We start from the raw sequence: 16,401 nt of genomic DNA on the forward strand, positions 1-16,401 counted from the left end.
GCCACGCGCGGTGCCCCGGAGATGCCCACCCCGGACGAGAGCCAAAGCGGAGTTGAGGAACTCCAGAGCTTGGGCGCAGGATGGCCGCCATGACCTCCACCGCGCGCCCCCTCCTCAACCGCAGGCTCGCCGAGTTCGGTACGACGATCTTCGCGGAGATGTCCGCCCTCGCCGTCGCCACCGGGTCGATCAACCTCGGCCAGGGCTTCCCCGACACCGACGGCCCCGAGGAGGTCAGGGAGGCCGCCGTACGGGCGCTGCGCGACGGGCGCGGCAACCAGTACCCGCCGGGCCCCGGCGTCCCCGAGCTGCGCACCGCGATCGCCGCGCACCAGCTGCGCCGGTACGGGCTGTCGTACGACCCCGACACCGAGGTGCTGGTGACGGCGGGCGCCACCGAGGCCATCGCGGCCGCGCTGCTCGCGCTGCTGGAGCCGGGCGACGAGGTGGTGGCCCTGGAGCCGTACTACGACTCCTACGCGGCGAGCATCGCGCTGGCGGGCGGGCGCCGGGTGCCGGTGACCCTGCGCCCGCACGAGGGCAGCTTCCGGCTCGACCTGGACGAGCTGCGCGCCGCCGTCACCGACCGGACCCGGCTGCTGCTGATCAACACCCCGCACAACCCCACCGGCACCGTCCTCACCCGCGCCGAGCTGGCCGCCGTCGCCCAGCTCGCCGTGGAGCGGGACCTGCTGGTGGTGACGGACGAGGTGTACGAGCACCTGGTGTTCGACGACGCCGAGCACGTCCCCCTCGCTTCCTTCCCGGGGATGCGCGAGCGCACGGTGACCATCGGCTCGGCCGGCAAGACGTTCTCGTTCACCGGCTGGAAGGTCGGCTGGGTGACCGCCGCGCCCGCCCTGGTCAGCGCGGTCCGCGCGGCCAAGCAGTTCCTCACCTACGTCTCCTCGGGCCCCTTCCAGTACGCGGTGGCCGAGGCCCTCGCCCTGCCCGAGTCCTACTACGACGGCTTCCGCCGCTCCATGCGCGAGCGCCGGGACATCCTGTCGGCGGGGCTCACGGCGGCGGGCTTCGAGGTGTTCAGGCCGGCGGGCACCTACTTCGTCACCACCGACATCCGCCCCCTCGGCGAGAAGGACGGCTTCGCCTTCTGCCGCGCCCTGCCCGAACGCGCCGGTGTCGTGGCCATCCCGAACGCCGTCTTCTACGACGACCGGGAGGCGGGCGCCCCGTTCGTGCGGTTCGCGTTCTGCAAGCGCGAGGACGTGCTGCGCGAGGCCGCGGAGCGCCTGCGGGCCATGTGAGGGACGGCGCGCCGCCGGTTGGCCGCGCCCTGCTCGCATCCGGGGCCGGGCCCTTGCAAGGTGCGGAGGTGTGACCCACGTCAGCACCGTTCTCGCGCCGCCCGTCACCGCACCCGGACCCGCCCCCGGGGAACGCGCCCGCGCCTCCCTGCTCAGGGCGAGCGGCGTCGCCGTAGGACTGTTCCTCGGCGCGCGGCTCGCCGGAGCCGCCGTCCTCGCCCTGCTCGCCGAGGCCGCGGGCCGCCCGGTGCTGGCCCTGCTGGGCCGCTCCTGGGACTCGGTCTGGTACCTGGGCATCGCGGCGCACGGGTACGGCCACGCCCTGGGCCGGCACGGCTACAGCGACCTGGCGTTCTTCCCGCTGTACCCGGCGCTGGTGCGGGCGGTGAGCGAGGTGAGCACGCTCGGCGGGGGCGCGGCCGGGCTGCTGGTGTCCTGGTCGGCGGCGCTGGTGGCCGCGGCGGGCCTGTACGCGGTGGGGGCGCTGCTGTACGGGCGGCCGGCGGGGATCGCGCTGGTGCTGCTGTGGGGGCTGCTGCCGCACTCGGTGGTGCTGTCGATGGCGTACACCGAGCCGGTGCTCACCGCGTGCGCGGCCTGGTCGCTGTACGCGGTGCTGACCGGGCGCTGGCTGTGGGCGGGGAGCCTGGCGGCGCTCGCGGGGCTGGCCCGGCCGAACGGGTTCGCGGTGGCCGCCGCCGTGCTCGCCGCGGCCGCCACCGAGGTGTGGCGGCGGCGCGGCCGGGTTTCCCACAGGCTGTGGACGGGTGCGGCGCTCGCCCCGCTGGGCTGGACCGCGTTCCTGCTGTGGGTGGGCCGCCGCCGGGGCGATCTGCTGGGCGGCTACTTCGACGTCCAGGCGCGCTGGGGCTCCCGGTTCGACCTCGGGCGCGGCTCGCTGCGCTTCGTGCGCGCCCTGCTGCTGCACGGCGGCCGGGTGGTGTTCCCCGTCGCGCTGCTGCTGGTGGCCGTGGGCGTGGTGCTGTTCGTGCTGCTGGCGCTCGACCGGCCGCCGCTGCCGCTGCTGGTCTACAGCGGGGTGCTGCTGCTGGTCGTGCTCGGCGGTTCGGGCATCTTCGAGTCCAAGCCGCGCTTCCTGCTGCCGGCCTTCCCGCTGCTGCTGCCGCCGGCCCGCGCCCTGGTCCGCACGGCGAAAGCCCGGCCCTGGCACGCGGCCGTGGTGGTCGCGGCCCTGGCCGGGCTGTCGTACCTCTACGGCGCGTACCTGCTGGTGCTGGGGAACGCGCCGCTGTAGCGGTCCGTGCCGGTCACTCGCCGGAGTCGGCCTCGCCGTCCTGCGGCTTCTCGGTGCCGTCGACCTCCTGCTCCAGGCCCAGCTGCTCGACCAGCCACTTGTCGAACTCGATCGCGGCGCGCACCCAGCTGACCGTGGAGGAGACGAAGTGGTTGAGGTCGACGCCGGTGCCGATCAGCATCTGGGCCTCGCCGATGAGGCGGACCGTGCCGTCGTCGTGGGTGTGGGTGTAGACCTTGGGCCACAGGGTGCGGCGGTTCCAGTCGTCGACCGACTCGAGGAGCTGGGCCTTGTCCTCGATCTGGTGCGGGCGGTCGTAGAAGGTCCGCACCGAGAAGACTGCGTGCTCGTCCTCCCCGCGGAACATGAAGTAGGTGCGGAACTGCTCCCAGGGCGCCGCGAGGTCGCCCTCCTCGTCGATGACGTACTTCAGCTCCATCTGCTCCAGGAGCTGCTTCACGAGGTCCTGGTCCGGGAGGACGGGGCCGCCCGGTCCCTGGGGCTGCGGCTCGGGCTGGCCCCCGAAGTTCGGAATCGAGGACGGGTCGATGCTCACCGTGTTTTTCCCTTCGTACGGATCCCGCCATCCTCCCCCATGCGGGGAGGGGGGTGGCAAGCCCTGACGGGGCCTGTCGGCCATCGGCTGACATGATCCGCCGCCCGGACGGCGGACCGTGGACGCGCCGAACCGTACGGGGGCCCGGACCGGGCCCCCGTACGGCACGTCCACCGGGTGCGCGTCAGAGCGTCTTGCCCGTCTCCGGGCCGACCAGCAGGCCCTCGCCGAAGCGGTCCACGCGGACCGTGTCGCCGTCCGTGATCTCGCCGGACAGGATCTCCCGGGCGAGCCGGTCGCCGATGGCGGTCTGCACCAGGCGGCGCAGCGGCCGGGCGCCGTACGCCGGGTCCAGGCCCTCCTCGGCGAGCCAGGCCAGTGCCTCGGGCGTGACGTCCAGGGTGAGCCGGCGCTCGGCGAGCCGCCGGCCCAGCCGCTCGATCTGGAGCCCCGCGATCCGCTCCAGCTCGGGCTTGGTCAGCGCGGAGAACACCACGAGGTCGTCCAGGCGGTTGAGGAACTCCGGCTTGAAGGACGCCCGTACGACCTCCAGCACCTGCTCCTTCTTCTCCTCCTCGCTCCGCAGCGGGTCGATCAGGAACTGGCTGCCCAGGTTGGAGGTGAGCACCAGGATGGTGTTGCGGAAGTCGACCGTGCGCCCCTGGCCGTCGGTCAGCCGGCCGTCGTCCAGCACCTGGAGCAGGATGTCGAAGACCTCCGGGTGGGCCTTCTCCACCTCGTCCAGGAGGACCACGCTGTACGGGCGCCTGCGCACCGCCTCGGTGAGCTGGCCGCCCTCCTCGTAGCCCACGTACCCGGGGGGCGCGCCGACCAGCCGGGCCACGCTGTGCTTCTCGCCGTACTCCGACATGTCGATGCGGACCATGGCCCGCTCGTCGTCGAAGAGGAAGTCCGCGAGCGCCTTGGCGAGTTCGGTCTTGCCGACGCCGGTCGGGCCGAGGAAGAGGAACGATCCGGTGGGCCGGTCGGGGTCGGCGACGCCGGCCCGGGAGCGCCGTACCGCGTCGCTGACCGCGCGCACGGCCTCGCCCTGGCCGATGAGCCGCTTGCCCAGCTCGTCCTCCATGCGCAGCAGCTTCTGGGTCTCGCCCTCCAGCAGCCGGCCGGCCGGGATGCCGGTCCAGGCCCCGACGACGTCGGCGATGTCGTCGGCGCCGACCTCCTCCTTGACCATGGTGTCCTTCGCGGCCTCCTCCTCGGCCTCGGAGGCGGCCTCCAGCTCCTTCTCCAGCTGCGGGATCTCGCCGTAGAGCAGCTTGGCGGCCTTGTCGAAGTCGCCGTCGCGCTGGGCGCGTTCGGCCTGGCCGCGCAGGTCGTCCAGCCGCTCCTTCAGCTCACCGACCCGGTTGAGGGACTGCTTCTCCTTCTCCCAGCGGGCGGTCAGGCCCCGCAACTCCTCCTCCTTGTCGGCGAGATCGCGGCGCAGCTTCTCCAGGCGGGCCAGCGAGGCGGGGTCGGTCTCCTTGCCGATCGCCAGCTCCTCCATCTTCAACCGGTCGACGGAGCGCTGGAGTTCGTCGATCTCCACCGGCGAGGAGTCGATCTCCATGCGCAGCCGGGAGGCCGCCTCGTCCACCAGGTCGATGGCCTTGTCCGGCAGGAAGCGGGAGGTGATGTAGCGGTCGGAGAGGGTGGCCGCGGCGACCAGGGCGCTGTCCGCGATCTGCACCTTGTGGTGCGCCTCGTAGCGGCCCTTGAGGCCGCGCAGGATCGCGATGGTGTCCTCGACGGTCGGCTCGGCGACCAGCACCTGCTGGAAGCGGCGCTCCAGGGCGGGGTCCTTCTCGATCCGCTCCCGGTACTCGTCCAGGGTGGTGGCGCCGACCATGCGCAGCTCGCCGCGGGCGAGCATGGGCTTGAGCATGTTGCCCGCGTCCATGGCGGAGTCGCCGCCCGCGCCCGCGCCGACGACCGTGTGCAGCTCGTCGATGAAGGTGATGATCTGCCCGTCGGATTCCTTGATCTCCGCGAGCACGGCCTTGAGGCGCTCCTCGAACTCGCCGCGGTACTTGGCGCCCGCGACCATCGCGCCGAGGTCCAGCGCGACCAGGCGCTTGTCCTTCAGCGACTCGGGCACGTCGCCCTTGACGATCCGCTGGGCGAGCCCCTCCACGACGGCGGTCTTGCCGACGCCCGGCTCGCCGATGAGGACCGGGTTGTTCTTCGTACGACGGCTCAGCACCTGCACGACCCGCCGGATCTCCTGGTCCCGCCCGATGACCGGGTCGAGCCGGCCCTCGCGGGCGGCGGCGGTGAAGTCGGTGCCGAACTTCTCCAGGGCCTTGTACTGGCCCTCCGGGTCGGCGGTGGTCACGCGGCGTCCTCCCCTGGCCTTCTTGAAGGCCTCCAGCAGCTTCTTCGCCTCGGCGCCCTCGCGCCTGAGCAGCTCACCGGCGGTCCCGCCCTTGGCGGCGATGCCGATCAGCAGGTGTTCGGTCGACAGGTACTCGTCGCCGAGGTCCTTGGCGCGCTCGCCCGCGTCCGCGATCACGGCCAGCAGGTCGCGGCTCGGCTGCGGGGGCGCGACGGTGGAGCCGGCCACGCTGGGCAGCGCGGCCAGGAGCTTCTCCGCGCCGGCGCGCACGGCGGCCTGGTCGGCGTCGACGGCGGCGAGCAGGTCGGTGATGTTCTCGTTGTCCTGCCCCTCAAGCAGCGCCAACAGCAGATGCGCGGGGGTCAGGTCCGGATGCCCCTCGGTCACGGCCCGGCTGCTGGCCGCGTTGATCGCATCCCGGCTCTTGTTGGTCAGCTCGGCGTCCACGTGTGCGTTCTCCTCCTCGACGTACCGCTGCGTACCTCTGACTGCGTCCCTCTGCTGACTTAACCAGCGTACATAAAGTTGAGTCTATTCCACTCAAGGCTGCTCGCGCACCGCTCTGCGGCTAGGTTTCCGGGCATGGCGAACCATTCCGTAGATCCGGGTTCCCCGGACGAGGCGTATCTCGGCTTCTGGCGCGAGCGGCATCTGTGCACACTGACGACCATCCGCCCGGACGGCAGCCCGCATGTAGTGCCGGTCGGGGTGACGTACGACCCCGAAGCGCTACTTGCCCGGGTGATCTGCGACGGGGCCAGCGCGAAGGCGGGCCATGTCCGCGCCGCCGGGCCGGAGGGCGCCCGCGCCGCCGTCTGCCAGGTCGACGGGCGCCGCTGGGCCACTCTGGAGGGGCGGGCGCGCCTGTCCGCGGACCCGGACCGGGTCCGGGACGCGGAGCGCCGCTACGCCGAGCGCTACGAGCACGAGCCCCGGCCCAACCCGACCCGCGTGGTGATCGAGATCGCGCTGGAGAGGGCGCTGGGGCGGGGGTGAACGAGATGTGGAGGACGAGTGACACCGCCGCGGCCGTGTTCGATTCGTTTCGGCCACTGTGGAAGCCGGGGCATACCCCGAAATGTCGCCACGAACAACAGCGGCGTCACCGTGTTCAGGTCACGGTGACGCCGCTGCGGGGGGAAGCGCCTGAGCGATCTTTTACGACGGGGGAATCGCGTCAGGCACTGCGGGGGGTGGCCGAGATGGTCCTCAGGTCGGACTCCACCGGCTCGGTGAGCCGGTGATCCCGCTGGTCCAGGTTCACAAAGATCATTCCGTACCGTATGGCACACCGCACCGGCTGGGGCGCCCCACGCGGCTTGCGCAGGCACCGGTAGGCCCGGACGTCCTCCTCGTCGTCGCGCGTGACGACGACCGGCTCACCGAAGACGGTCACCATCAGCGAGTCCCCCGGGTGGGGGATCGCGGTCACCAGATCGATGAAGTGCCAGCCGGAGCGGTAGGCGGTGGCCATCTCACGGCGGAAGGAGCGGTCGTCGGGTGGCGTGGTCACATCAGCTCCCTGAACCGTCTGCCGTGCCCACCGTCTTCGTGGTCACCGCGGTCGCGGGCGCGGGCGCCGAGGGCCACCGGGTGTCCGAGGGCCACCGGGTGTCGGCGCGCACATCGGTCTTCGCGTCGAACGTGGCCACCGCGGGCCACCTGGTGTCCGCGCGAGTGTCGCTCTTCGCACCGAAGGGGCCACTCAGCACTCCAAGGGCCACAACGGCGGAGAAGGTGGCGACCAGCACCGAGCGAATCATCTTCTTGCCCATGGTCGACTTCGTCCTCACTTGAAGGTCCCCTTCTTCCCCCGTCGGATAAGACGATGGCTCATTCAGGCACATCATGACCACACAATCAGTGCATCATGTTCCTGCATGTTCAGGACCCTGGGGGGTGGAGATTTGACTTCAAATCGGCACAATACGGTACATCCCCATGCGGTCACCGAACTGTGCGAGGAAGGGGGCCGACTTTACGCCAACGCCCTGCGTACCGGACGTGTCTCCCGCGCTGACGTGGCATCGGCTCCCTGCCTGATGGAGTTCGCCCTGCTCCACCCGGACCCGGACGATCCCGACTGGCTGCGCCCGGTGCCGCCGGCGGTGGCGCTGGCCCAGCGATTGTCGCCCGTGGAACGGGAGATAGCCGACCGGCGGCGCTGGGCGGTGCAACTCTCCGACGTGTTCGAGCCGTTCCTCGCGATGAGTACCCAGACCGGGTCCGCCACCCACTCGATCACGGTCCTGGAGGGCAGCGACCGCATCAACGCCGCCCTCGACCTGGCCACCGCCCAGTGCCAGTCCGCCGTGCTCACCGTGCAGCCGAGCAACCGCTTCACCGAACACACCATCACCCAGGGCCTGGAGCGGGACACCGCGCTGGTGGAGCGTGGTGTGCACATCCGCACCCTCTACCAGCACACGGCACGCTACAACCTCGGCCATCTCGGCTACGTCGCCCAGCTCACCAGCGGCAAGGTGGAGTACCGGACCATCGACGAACTGGTCGAACGGCTCATCATCTGCGACGAGTCGGTCGCCTTCATCCCCACCCGCGACGACCAGCAGGTGGCCCTGGAACTGCGCAACCCCGGGCTGATCCGCTACCTCATCAAGGTCTTCGAGTTCATGTGGAACCGCGCGGTCCCGCTGACCGCGGGCGCCCCGTACGAGACCGCGCCCGACGGCATCACCGAGATCCAGCACTCCATCGCCAAGCTCCTGGTGGAGGGTCATGTGGACGAGGCCATCGCGCGCCGGCTCGGGATGAACGTGCGCACCTGCCGCGCCCACATCGCCCGGCTCGCCCAGGCGCTCGGCAGCGGCAGCCGCGCCCAGCTCGGCTATCTCATCGCCCAGTCCGGCATCCTGGACAAGTGAGCCGCCCGTAGGCCCCGTGCGGGCCCGTACAGGGCCGTACGGGGCCTGCTGAGGGGCTGTCACCGCGAGGCGTCCCGGGCGGCCGGGACGCCCCTGCCGCTGCCGTCCAGGCCCGCCTGCGCGATGCGCACCCCGAGCTGGGTACGGCTCGCCGCGCCCAGGGTCTCCGAGAGCCGGGCGATGTGCGCGCGGCAGGTCCGCACGCTGATGCCGAGCCGCTCGGCGATCACCGCGTCCTGGTGGCCCTCGGCGAGCAGCGCGGCGATGGACTGCTCGCGGTGCGAGATGCCCTCGATGCCGGTGTCCGGCAGCGGCGCGGTGAGCGGGATGGCGAGCCGCCACAGCCGCTCGAAGACGGTCACCAGGTACTCCACCAGCGCCGGGTGGCGCAGCTCCAGGGCCATGGTGCGGTCGGCGTTCGCCGGGATGAAGGCGACCGTGCGGTCGAAGAGGATGAGCCGGTCGATGACCTCGTCCAGGGTGCGGGCCTCCACCGTGTCGCCCATCAGCTCCAGGTAGTTGAGCAGCCCCTGGCCGTGCCGGGCCACATGCGTGTACAGGTCCCGCATGCGCACCCCCCGCCCGCGCAGCGCCAGCGCCCGGTGCAGGCCCTCGGTCAGCTCGGCCTCCCGCCGGATGCCGCCCGGCTGCACGGTGAGCACCTCGGTGGTGCACGCCTGCGTCGCCTCGTCCATCGCGGCCTGGATCCGGGACAGCCCGTCCAGCACCCGTACCGCGCTGCCCCCGGCCGGCGCCGCGAGCGCCTGCAACTGGCCGAGCCCGGCGTACCACTCGAAGGCGGCCACCGCCGAGCCCACCCGGCGCTGGCTCTCACTGACCTCGTCGTAGACCCCGCGCAGCAGCCGGGTCATGACCTCCTGCGGGGAGGTGGGGACCAGCCAGTCCATGTCGTCGGGGTCCGGATGCAGCAGGGCCAGCTCCAGCAGGCAGGGCACCGCCTCGGCCTCGACGCGCGGCACCCGGCCCCGGCGCACCGCCCGTTCGTACACGCGGTCCCCGGCCTCGCACAGCCGGTCGGCACCGTGAGGATGCTGCTCCGCCCTCCGCCCGGCCATCGCGCATTCCACCCCCGGTGTGCTGCCACTTCCGCAGCGCAACTATGCGTGGCGCCGACCGGGTCCGCAACACGGCTCCCCCCACCCCGGCGGCCGTTAAGCGCCGCCTTGCGAGGGTATCTCCCGGCCTCCGCGCCTCACACTGCAACAAGCTGGTGGCGGCCCCGGGCGACCCGCCCGGGGCCCCGCCGCGGACGGCTATTTCAGGCCGATCGCGGCGCACTGCGCCTTGAGCTTGGCGGTGCAGATGTCGTCCACGGTGTAGATGCCGTCCGCGATGACGGTGTCCTTGACGCTCTTGCGGGTCAGGGCGCTCACCTGGACCAGTTTGGACGGGATGTTCTTGGTGGTGGGGCTGTCCACCTTGTCCTCGGTGAGGGCGTCGAACTGGATGTCCTTGCCCTGGACCTTGGCGACGGCCATCTGCGCGGCGGCCTCGGCCTCGTCCGGGTAGGACTTGTAGACGCTCATGTACTGCTCGCCCGCCACCACCCGCTGCACGGCGTCCAGCTCGGCGTCCTGGCCGGTGACCGGCGGCAGGCTGGTGACGCCCGCGGCCTTCAGGGCCTTGATGACGCCGCCCGCCATGCCGTCGTTGGCGGAGTAGACGCCCGCGATGTTGCCCGCGCCGATCTGGCTGATCGCCTTCGCCATGTTGGCCTCGGCGTTCTCCGGCTTCCAGTCCGTGGTGTCGTAGCTGGCCGCGATGGTCACCTTGCCGTTCAGCTCGGAGAGCGCGCCCTCCTTGAACTGCTTGGCGTTCGGGTCGGTGGGCGAGCCGTTCATCATCACGATCTTCTTGGCGGTGCTCACGTTCGAGCCCAGCGCGTCCAGCAGCGAACGGCCCTGCACCTCGCCGACGAGTTCGTTGTCGAAGGAGACGTACGCGCTGATCGGGCCCTCGGCCAGGCGGTCGTAGGCGATGACCGGGATGCCCGCGTCCTTGGCCTTCGTCACCTCGCCCGCGATGGCGTGCGAGTCGACGGCGTCCAGCAGGATCACATCGACCTTGTCGTCGATCATCTTCTGCATCTGGGCAGACTGCTCGGCCGCGTCCGCGTTCGCGTTCTCGTACTCGACCTTGCCCTGCTTCGCGGTCAGGTCGGAGACCTTGCTCTTGATGATGGGGTAGTCGAACTTGTCGTAGCGCGTGTTGGTCTTCTCCGGCAGCAGCAGGCCCACGGTGAGGTCGTCGCCCTTGGCCGGGCTCGCGCTCGTGCTGTCCCCCGTCGCGTTCAGGACGCCGCAGCCGGCCAGCGAGAGGGTCGCCGCACAGGCGGCCACGGACAGGGCGATACGGCGCATACGAGGGCTCACTTCACGTGTGTTTCGGACGTGGGTGCTGCTATAGGACCCAGGTGTCTCAAAAGACAACGCGGAGCCGACAGCCGGCGTCAAGGAGCCTTGCTTAACGAGTGCGCAACGCTACGCGCCGTCCGACATGTGAAAGCAATGGGGAAACCTCTCCAAACACCCTTTACGGGCTGTCCATCCAAGGGGAGTCCACGAGGCGGCAAAGAAAGGGTTGTGGCCGCCGCCGTGCCGGACGGGTCCGGGAACGGCGAAGGGCCCGCGGACGGGATGCGTCCGGGGCCCTTCGCCGTGCGTGGTGGATACGGGCGGTCAGTCGCCCTGCTGCGAGGTCCGCTTGGGCCGCCACACGACCAGCGCGCTGGTCTGCTGGACCTCCTGGTACGGGACCAGGTCCCGGCGGTAGGAGGCGTGCACGGCGGCCTCGCGCTGGCGCAGGGTGGCCGCCGCCCCGTCCAGGGCCGACTCCAGCTCCACGACACGGGACTGGAGCGCGGCGACCTGGTTCTCCAGTTCGATGATGCGCTTGATGCCGGCCAGGTTGATGCCCTCGTCCTGCGACAACTGCTGCACCTGGCGGAGCAGTTCGATGTCACGGGCCGAGTAGCGCCGGCCCCGGCCCGCGGTGCGGTCCGGGGAGACCAGGCCCAGGCGGTCGTACTGGCGCAGCGTCTGCGGGTGGAGTCCGGAGAGCTGGGCCGCCACCGAGATGACGTAGACCGGGGTCTCCTCGGTCAGTTCGTACGGATTGCGCCGGCGGCCTTCCATCACTCTCAAGCTCCCTTCGCGGCCTCGAACAGCTCCGCCCGCGGGTCCTCGCCCGCGGTCGCCTCGCGATACGCCTCCAGTGCGTCACGAGCCTTCCCCGACAGGTCCTCCGGGACACTCACCTCGACGGTGACCAGGAGGTCGCCGCGGGTGCCGTCCTTGCGGACCGCGCCCTTGCCGCGGGCCCGCATGGTCCTGCCGTTCGGAGTGCCCGGGGGCAGCTTCAGGGTGACCGGCGGGCCGCCGAGGGTCGGCACCCGCACCTCGCCGCCGAGCGCGGCCTCCGTGAAGGTGACCGGGACGGTCACCGTGAGGTTGTCGCCCTTGCGGCCGAACACCGGGTGCTCGCCCACGTGCACGGTCACATACAGGTCGCCCGCCGGACCGCCCCGCTCGCCGGGGGCGCCCTTGCCGCGCAGCCGGATCCGCTGCCCGTCGGTGACGCCCGCCGGGATGCGGACCTGCATGGTGCGCGAGGACTTGGCGCGTCCGCTGCCCTTGCAGTCCGGGCACGGGTTCTCCGCGATCAGACCGCGGCCCTTGCAGTCGGGGCACGGGTCGGTCAGCGAGAAGCCGCCGCCCGAGCCCCGGGCGATCTGGCCGGTGCCGACGCAGGTCGGGCACACCCGGGGCGTGCCGTTCTTGTCGCCGGTGCCGGAACAGGCCTTGCAGGGCTGCTGGGAGGTCATCCGCAGCGGCACCGTGGCCCCCTCGATCGCCTCGGTGAAGCTGAGGGTGACCTCGGTGTCCACGTCCTGGCCGCGGCGCGGCTGCGTACGGGTCGTCCCGCCCGCGCCGCCGCGGTTGAACAGGCCCCCGAAGACATCCCCGAGTCCGCCGCCGAAGCCGCCGCCCTGGGCGGTGCCGCCGCCTCCGAAGAGGTCGCCCAGGTCGAAGTTGAAGTTGCCGCCGCCGGCGCCCGGGCCGGGGCGGAAGCCTCCGTTGCCGAACAGGGCGCGCGCCTCGTCGTACTCCTTGCGCTTCTTGGGGTCGCCGAGGACGTCGTTCGCCTCGGAGATCTCCTTGAACCGCTCCTCGGCCTTGGCGTTGCCCTTGTTGGCGTCCGGGTGGAACTCGCGCGCGAGCTTCCGGTACGCCTTCTTGATCTCGGCCTCGGTGGCGTCCTTGGGGACGCCGAGGACCTTGTAGAAGTCCTTCTCGATGAAGTCCTTGGTGCTCATCCCCGACGTCCCTCCTTCCCGTCCGCTGTGATTACGTCAGCCCTCCTCCGGGCCACCGTTCTCCTTGTCGTCGGCCGCCTCGGACTTCTCCTCGGCGCCCTCGGCCTTGCCCGCCTTCTCCGGCTTGCCGGCCTGCGCGCCCGGCTGGGGCTCGGCCACGGCCACCCGCGCGGGGCGGATGGTGCGCTCGCCGATGCGGTACCCGGGCTGCAGGATCGCCACGCAGGTCGTCTCGGTGACGTCCGGCGCGTAGCTGTGCATCAGGGCCTCGTGGATGGTCGGGTCGAAGGGCTCGCCCTCCTTGCCGAACTGCTGGAGGCCCAGCTTGGCCGCGATGCTCTCCGTCGACTCGGCCACCGACTTGAAGCCGCCGACCAGTTCGCCGTGTTCCCGCGCGCGGCCGATGTCGTCGAGCACGGGCAGCAGCTCGGTCAGGAGGTTCGCGACGGCGATCTCCTTGACCGTGACCCGGTCCCGCTCGACCCGGCGGCGGTAGTTCTGGTACTCGGCCTGGAGCCGCTGGAGGTCCGTGGTGCGCTCGCTGAGCGCGGTGCGGACCTGGTCCAGCTGGGCGACCAGACCGGCGTCTGCGTTCGCGTCCCCGGCCGGGGCCGCCCCCTCCTTGGGGGCGGCCTTCGACTCGGCGTCGTCAGGGGTGGCGCCGGAGGGGACGTCGGGCTTCTCTTCAAAGCCCGGGGTCTCCTCCGTCACGCGGCACCGTCCTTGCGCTCGTCGTCCACGATCTCGGCGTCCACGACGTCGTCGTCGGCCTTGGCCTGGCCGGCGCCGGCGTCACCCTCGCCCGCGGCCTGCGCGCCCTGGGCGTCGGCGTACATCGCCTGGCCGAGCTTCTGCGAGACGGCCGCGACCTTCTCGGTGGCGGTGCGGATCTCGGCGGTGTCCTCACCCTTGAGCTTCTCCTTCAGCTCGGCGATGGCGGACTCCACCTCGGTCTTGACCTCGCCCGGGACCTTGTCCTCGTTGTCCTTGAGGAACTTCTCGGTCTGGTAGACGAGCTGCTCGCCCTGGTTGCGGGTCTCGGCGGCCTCGCGGCGCTTGTGGTCCTCCTCCGCGTAGCGCTCGGCCTCCTCGCGCATGCGGTCGACCTCGTCCTTCGGCAGCGAGGAGCCGCCGGTGACGGTCATCTTCTGCTCCTTGCCGGTGCCGAGGTCCTTCGCCGTGACGTGCATGATGCCGTTGGCGTCGATGTCGAAGGAGACCTCGATCTGCGGGACGCCGCGGGGCGCCGGCGGCAGACCGGTCAGCTCGAACATGCCGAGCTTCTTGTTGTACGCCGCGATCTCGCGCTCGCCCTGGTAGACCTGGATCTGCACGGACGGCTGGTTGTCCTCGGCCGTGGTGAAGATCTCGGAGCGCTTGGTCGGGATCGTGGTGTTGCGCTCGATCAGCTTGGTCATGATGCCGCCCTTGGTCTCGATACCGAGGGACAGCGGGGTGACGTCGAGCAGCAGGACGTCCTTGACCTCGCCCTTGAGGACACCGGCCTGGAGCGAGGCGCCGATGGCGACGACCTCGTCCGGGTTGACGCCCTTGTTGGCCTCCTTGCCGCCGGTCAGCTCCTTGACGAGCTCGGCCACGGCGGGCATACGGGTGGAGCCACCGACGAGGACGACGTGGTCGATCTCGTTGATGGAGATGCCGGCGTCCTTGATGACGTTGTGGAACGGCGTCTTGCAGCGCTCCAGCAGGTCGGCCGTCAGCTGCTGGAACTGGGCGCGGGTGAGCTTCTCGTCCAGGTGCAGCGGGCCCTCGGCGGACGCCGTGATGTAGGGCAGGTTGATCGAGGTCTCGGTGGACGAGGACAGCTCGATCTTGGCCTTCTCGGCGGCCTCGCGGAGGCGCTGGAGGGCCATCTTGTCCTTGGACAGGTCCACGCCGTGACCGGACTGGAACTGCTTGACCAGGTAGTCGACGACGCGCTGGTCCCAGTCGTCGCCACCGAGGTGGTTGTCACCGTTGGTGGCCTTCACCTCGACGACGCCGTCGCCGATCTCCAGCAGGGACACGTCGAAGGTGCCGCCGCCGAGGTCGAAGACGAGGATCGTCTGGTCGTCCTTGTCGAGGCCGTAGGCCAGCGCGGCGGCCGTCGGCTCGTTGACGATGCGCAGGACGTTCAGGCCCGCGATCTCGCCGGCCTCCTTGGTCGCCTGGCGCTCGGAGTCGTTGAAGTACGCCGGGACGGTGATGACCGCGTCGGTCACCTTCTCGCCCAGGTACGCCTCGGCGTCCCGCTTCAGCTTCTGCAGGATGAACGCGCTCATCTGCTGCGGGTTGAACTGCTTCCCGTCGAGCTCGATCTTCCAGTCCGTGCCCATGTGGCGCTTGACGGAGCGGATGGTCCGGTCCACGTTCGTGACCGCCTGGCGCTTGGCGACCTCGCCGACCAGCACCTCGCCGTTCTTCGCGAAGGCGACGACGGACGGCGTGGTCCTGGCACCCTCGGCGTTGGTGATGACGGTGGGCTCGCCGCCCTCCAGAACGCTGACGACGGAGTTAGTCGTGCCCAGGTCGATGCCGACCGCACGTGCCATGGTTGATTCCTCCAGCTGACTTGAGTGGAACAGGCTCAAGTGTGCACGAGCGGGGCGCTGGGGTCAACAGACCTGAGTCATCCAGACTCAAGTCTTATCCGTTCCTTACACGCAACCGCTCGCTGACCTGCGTCGATGCCATACGACGGGGTCGCTGGACCGGAATACGAACGGGCGCCCGCAGGAGGACGAGCACCAGGACGGCCGCTCCTCCCGCCACCCACAGCGCGGGTTCCTCCCCCACCCACCCGCCATGCACGAGCACCCCCGTGAGCACCGCGGCGAAGGCGCACACCCCGAGCACCACCACGGCCCCCGGCGGGGTGAGCCCGAACCGCCGCAGCCGGTGCACCAGGTGGTCCGGGCCGCGCCGCAGCAGCGGCCGCCGCCCGAGCAGCCGTACGAGGACCACCAGGGCGGCGTCCGCGAGGGCGACGGCACCGAGGCAGAACAGCACGGCCGCGCTCGGTCCGATCGCGTACCCCGCGCGGGTGAAGACGACCCCGGAGGACAGCAGGAAACCGGTGAACAGCGAGCCGCAGGCGCCGAGTCCGACCCGGGCGGGATGCCAGTTGTGCATCAGGAAGCCGGTGAGGGCGGCGGCGAACACGCTGAGCAGGACGGCGAGCCCGTCCATCACCTCGATGGCGGCGCAGACACCGGCCCCGAAGGCGGTGATCACGCCCACGGTCCCGGCCAGACCGTCCGCGTGGTCGAGCCCCCGGAAGACGAGCGTGGCGACGACGATCCCGGCCACGGCGAGCGCGCCCCCGGCCGGCCCCGTCTCGTCGTACGGCACCACACAGGCCGCCGCCACCGCCGTACCGGCGGCGATCGCCCGGCCGCGCAGCCGCCAGACGTCGGCGACCAGGCCGAGCAGTCCGACCGCCACGGCGGCCAGGAGCAGCCCGCCGACGCCGTCACCCAGAGGGGCGACCCGGGTCCATTCACCCGTCCAGGCGACCAGCGAGGTGACGGTGACGACGGCGAGGCCGCCGAGCAGGGGCAGCGGACGTCCGCGGCGCCGGTCGACGACCCCCGCCCGCAGGGCGGGCAGCCGGAGCAGTGCCGCGAGGACGGCGGTGAGCAGCAGGGCGGCGGAGGCCGCGGCGATCCCGTAGAGCACGGCTCTAAGGTAGGGGTGAAAGTAGCAATTCGGGATGAATAACACGATCAGATTGCTCTTGACGTGATCAGCGCGCCACCATGGGCGACCC

The 16,401-nt window shown here is 71.1% G+C and carries 15 protein-coding genes; 4 read left to right on the forward strand and 11 right to left on the reverse strand.

The features are described from left to right. Positions 1 to 80 precede the first annotated feature (80 nt). Together QHG49_RS16615 and QHG49_RS16620 are read left to right on the forward strand one after the other, a co-directional pair. A complete protein-coding gene (locus QHG49_RS16615) occupies positions 81 to 1,265 on the forward strand; it encodes a pyridoxal phosphate-dependent aminotransferase (protein WP_159703413.1) in 1,185 nt (394 codons plus the stop codon). Positions 1,266 to 1,335: 70 nt separating this feature from the next. Beyond that, on the forward strand, positions 1,336 to 2,520 hold the full coding sequence (locus tag QHG49_RS16620) for a hypothetical protein (RefSeq protein ID WP_201300622.1): 1,185 nt from the start codon (positions 1,336 to 1,338) through the stop codon (positions 2,518 to 2,520). Positions 2,521 to 2,533: 13 nt separating this feature from the next. On the opposite strand, the gene QHG49_RS16625 is transcribed toward QHG49_RS16620, so the two are convergent. Further along, positions 2,534 to 3,076 (reverse strand): YbjN domain-containing protein, encoded by a 543-nt coding sequence (locus QHG49_RS16625; RefSeq protein ID WP_145487039.1) that lies wholly within the window; start codon positions 3,074 to 3,076, stop codon positions 2,534 to 2,536. A 184-nt stretch (positions 3,077 to 3,260) separates the two neighbouring features. Next, positions 3,261 to 5,858 carry an ATP-dependent chaperone ClpB gene (gene clpB / locus QHG49_RS16630; protein WP_145487038.1) on the reverse strand — a complete coding sequence of 866 codons (2,598 nt, stop codon included), beginning with the start codon at positions 5,856 to 5,858 and terminating at the stop codon, positions 3,261 to 3,263. Between the two features lie 135 nt (positions 5,859 to 5,993). Here clpB and QHG49_RS16635 point away from each other — a divergent pair, with 135 nt between their 5' ends. Further along, positions 5,994 to 6,407 (forward strand): PPOX class F420-dependent oxidoreductase, encoded by a 414-nt coding sequence (locus tag QHG49_RS16635; RefSeq protein WP_301490164.1) that lies wholly within the window; start codon positions 5,994 to 5,996, stop codon positions 6,405 to 6,407. A gap of 181 nt (positions 6,408 to 6,588) precedes the next feature. Here the strand turns inward: QHG49_RS16635 and QHG49_RS16640 are convergent, their stop codons facing one another. Further along, positions 6,589 to 6,924 carry a hypothetical protein gene (locus tag QHG49_RS16640; RefSeq protein ID WP_085565785.1) on the reverse strand — a complete coding sequence of 112 codons (336 nt, stop codon included), beginning with the start codon at positions 6,922 to 6,924 and terminating at the stop codon, positions 6,589 to 6,591. A 1-nt stretch (position 6,925) separates the two neighbouring features. Then, positions 6,926 to 7,204 carry a hypothetical protein gene (locus tag QHG49_RS16645; RefSeq protein WP_145487036.1) on the reverse strand — a complete coding sequence of 93 codons (279 nt, stop codon included), beginning with the start codon at positions 7,202 to 7,204 and terminating at the stop codon, positions 6,926 to 6,928. 87 nt (positions 7,205 to 7,291) lie between these two features. Between QHG49_RS16645 and QHG49_RS16650 the strand changes: the two genes are divergently transcribed. Continuing rightward, positions 7,292 to 8,296, forward strand: a complete 1,005-nt coding sequence (locus QHG49_RS16650; RefSeq protein ID WP_167532274.1) for a helix-turn-helix transcriptional regulator — start codon at positions 7,292 to 7,294, stop codon at positions 8,294 to 8,296. A 59-nt stretch (positions 8,297 to 8,355) separates the two neighbouring features. Here the strand turns inward: QHG49_RS16650 and QHG49_RS16655 are convergent, their stop codons facing one another. The 7 genes from QHG49_RS16655 to QHG49_RS16685 form a co-directional block, all read right to left on the reverse strand. Beyond that, the gene (locus QHG49_RS16655) at positions 8,356 to 9,372 is read right to left on the reverse strand and encodes a LuxR C-terminal-related transcriptional regulator (protein ID WP_145487034.1); all 1,017 of its coding nucleotides are present in this window, start codon (positions 9,370 to 9,372) and stop codon (positions 8,356 to 8,358) included. 198 nt (positions 9,373 to 9,570) lie between these two features. Continuing rightward, positions 9,571 to 10,677: a sugar ABC transporter substrate-binding protein gene (locus QHG49_RS16660; RefSeq protein WP_145487033.1), complete on the reverse strand. Its 1,107-nt coding sequence runs from the start codon at positions 10,675 to 10,677 to the stop codon at positions 9,571 to 9,573. Between the two features lie 318 nt (positions 10,678 to 10,995). Beyond that, the gene (locus tag QHG49_RS16665; protein WP_145487032.1) at positions 10,996 to 11,451 is read right to left on the reverse strand and encodes a heat shock protein transcriptional repressor HspR; all 456 of its coding nucleotides are present in this window, start codon (positions 11,449 to 11,451) and stop codon (positions 10,996 to 10,998) included. A gap of 5 nt (positions 11,452 to 11,456) precedes the next feature. After that, positions 11,457 to 12,632 (reverse strand): molecular chaperone DnaJ, encoded by a 1,176-nt coding sequence (gene dnaJ, locus QHG49_RS16670; protein WP_145487031.1) that lies wholly within the window; start codon positions 12,630 to 12,632, stop codon positions 11,457 to 11,459. A 36-nt stretch (positions 12,633 to 12,668) separates the two neighbouring features. Further along, on the reverse strand, positions 12,669 to 13,343 hold the full coding sequence (gene grpE / locus QHG49_RS16675; RefSeq protein WP_145487030.1) for a nucleotide exchange factor GrpE: 675 nt from the start codon (positions 13,341 to 13,343) through the stop codon (positions 12,669 to 12,671). Beyond that, on the reverse strand, positions 13,340 to 15,184 hold the full coding sequence (gene dnaK, locus QHG49_RS16680; RefSeq protein WP_145487029.1) for a molecular chaperone DnaK: 1,845 nt from the start codon (positions 15,182 to 15,184) through the stop codon (positions 13,340 to 13,342). The genes grpE and dnaK overlap by 4 nt, the downstream gene beginning before the upstream one ends. A gap of 94 nt (positions 15,185 to 15,278) precedes the next feature. Continuing rightward, the gene (locus tag QHG49_RS16685) at positions 15,279 to 16,310 is read right to left on the reverse strand and encodes an MraY family glycosyltransferase (protein ID WP_145487027.1); all 1,032 of its coding nucleotides are present in this window, start codon (positions 16,308 to 16,310) and stop codon (positions 15,279 to 15,281) included. Positions 16,311 to 16,401 lie beyond the last annotated feature (91 nt).

It is taken from the genome of Streptomyces sp. WP-1 (assembly GCF_030450125.1).
Lineage (GTDB): Bacteria > Actinomycetota > Actinomycetes > Streptomycetales > Streptomycetaceae > Streptomyces > Streptomyces incarnatus.

Excerpts from the sequence above, each read along its gene's own strand:
- QHG49_RS16615 (WP_159703413.1), top strand. The coding sequence starts at position 81 with ATGGCCGCCATGACCTCCACCGCGCGCCCCCTCCTCAACCGCAGGCTC.
- QHG49_RS16635 (WP_301490164.1), top strand. The coding sequence starts at position 5,994 with ATGGCGAACCATTCCGTAGATCCGGGTTCCCCGGACGAGGCGTATCTC.
- QHG49_RS16650 (WP_167532274.1), top strand. The coding sequence starts at position 7,292 with ATGTTCAGGACCCTGGGGGGTGGAGATTTGACTTCAAATCGGCACAAT.
- QHG49_RS16655 (WP_145487034.1), bottom strand. The coding sequence starts at position 9,372 with ATGGCCGGGCGGAGGGCGGAGCAGCATCCTCACGGTGCCGACCGGCTG.
- QHG49_RS16660 (WP_145487033.1), bottom strand. The coding sequence starts at position 10,677 with ATGCGCCGTATCGCCCTGTCCGTGGCCGCCTGTGCGGCGACCCTCTCG.
- QHG49_RS16665 (WP_145487032.1), bottom strand. The coding sequence starts at position 11,451 with ATGGAAGGCCGCCGGCGCAATCCGTACGAACTGACCGAGGAGACCCCG.
- dnaJ (WP_145487031.1), bottom strand. The coding sequence starts at position 12,632 with ATGAGCACCAAGGACTTCATCGAGAAGGACTTCTACAAGGTCCTCGGC.
- dnaK (WP_145487029.1), bottom strand. The coding sequence starts at position 15,184 with ATGGCACGTGCGGTCGGCATCGACCTGGGCACGACTAACTCCGTCGTC.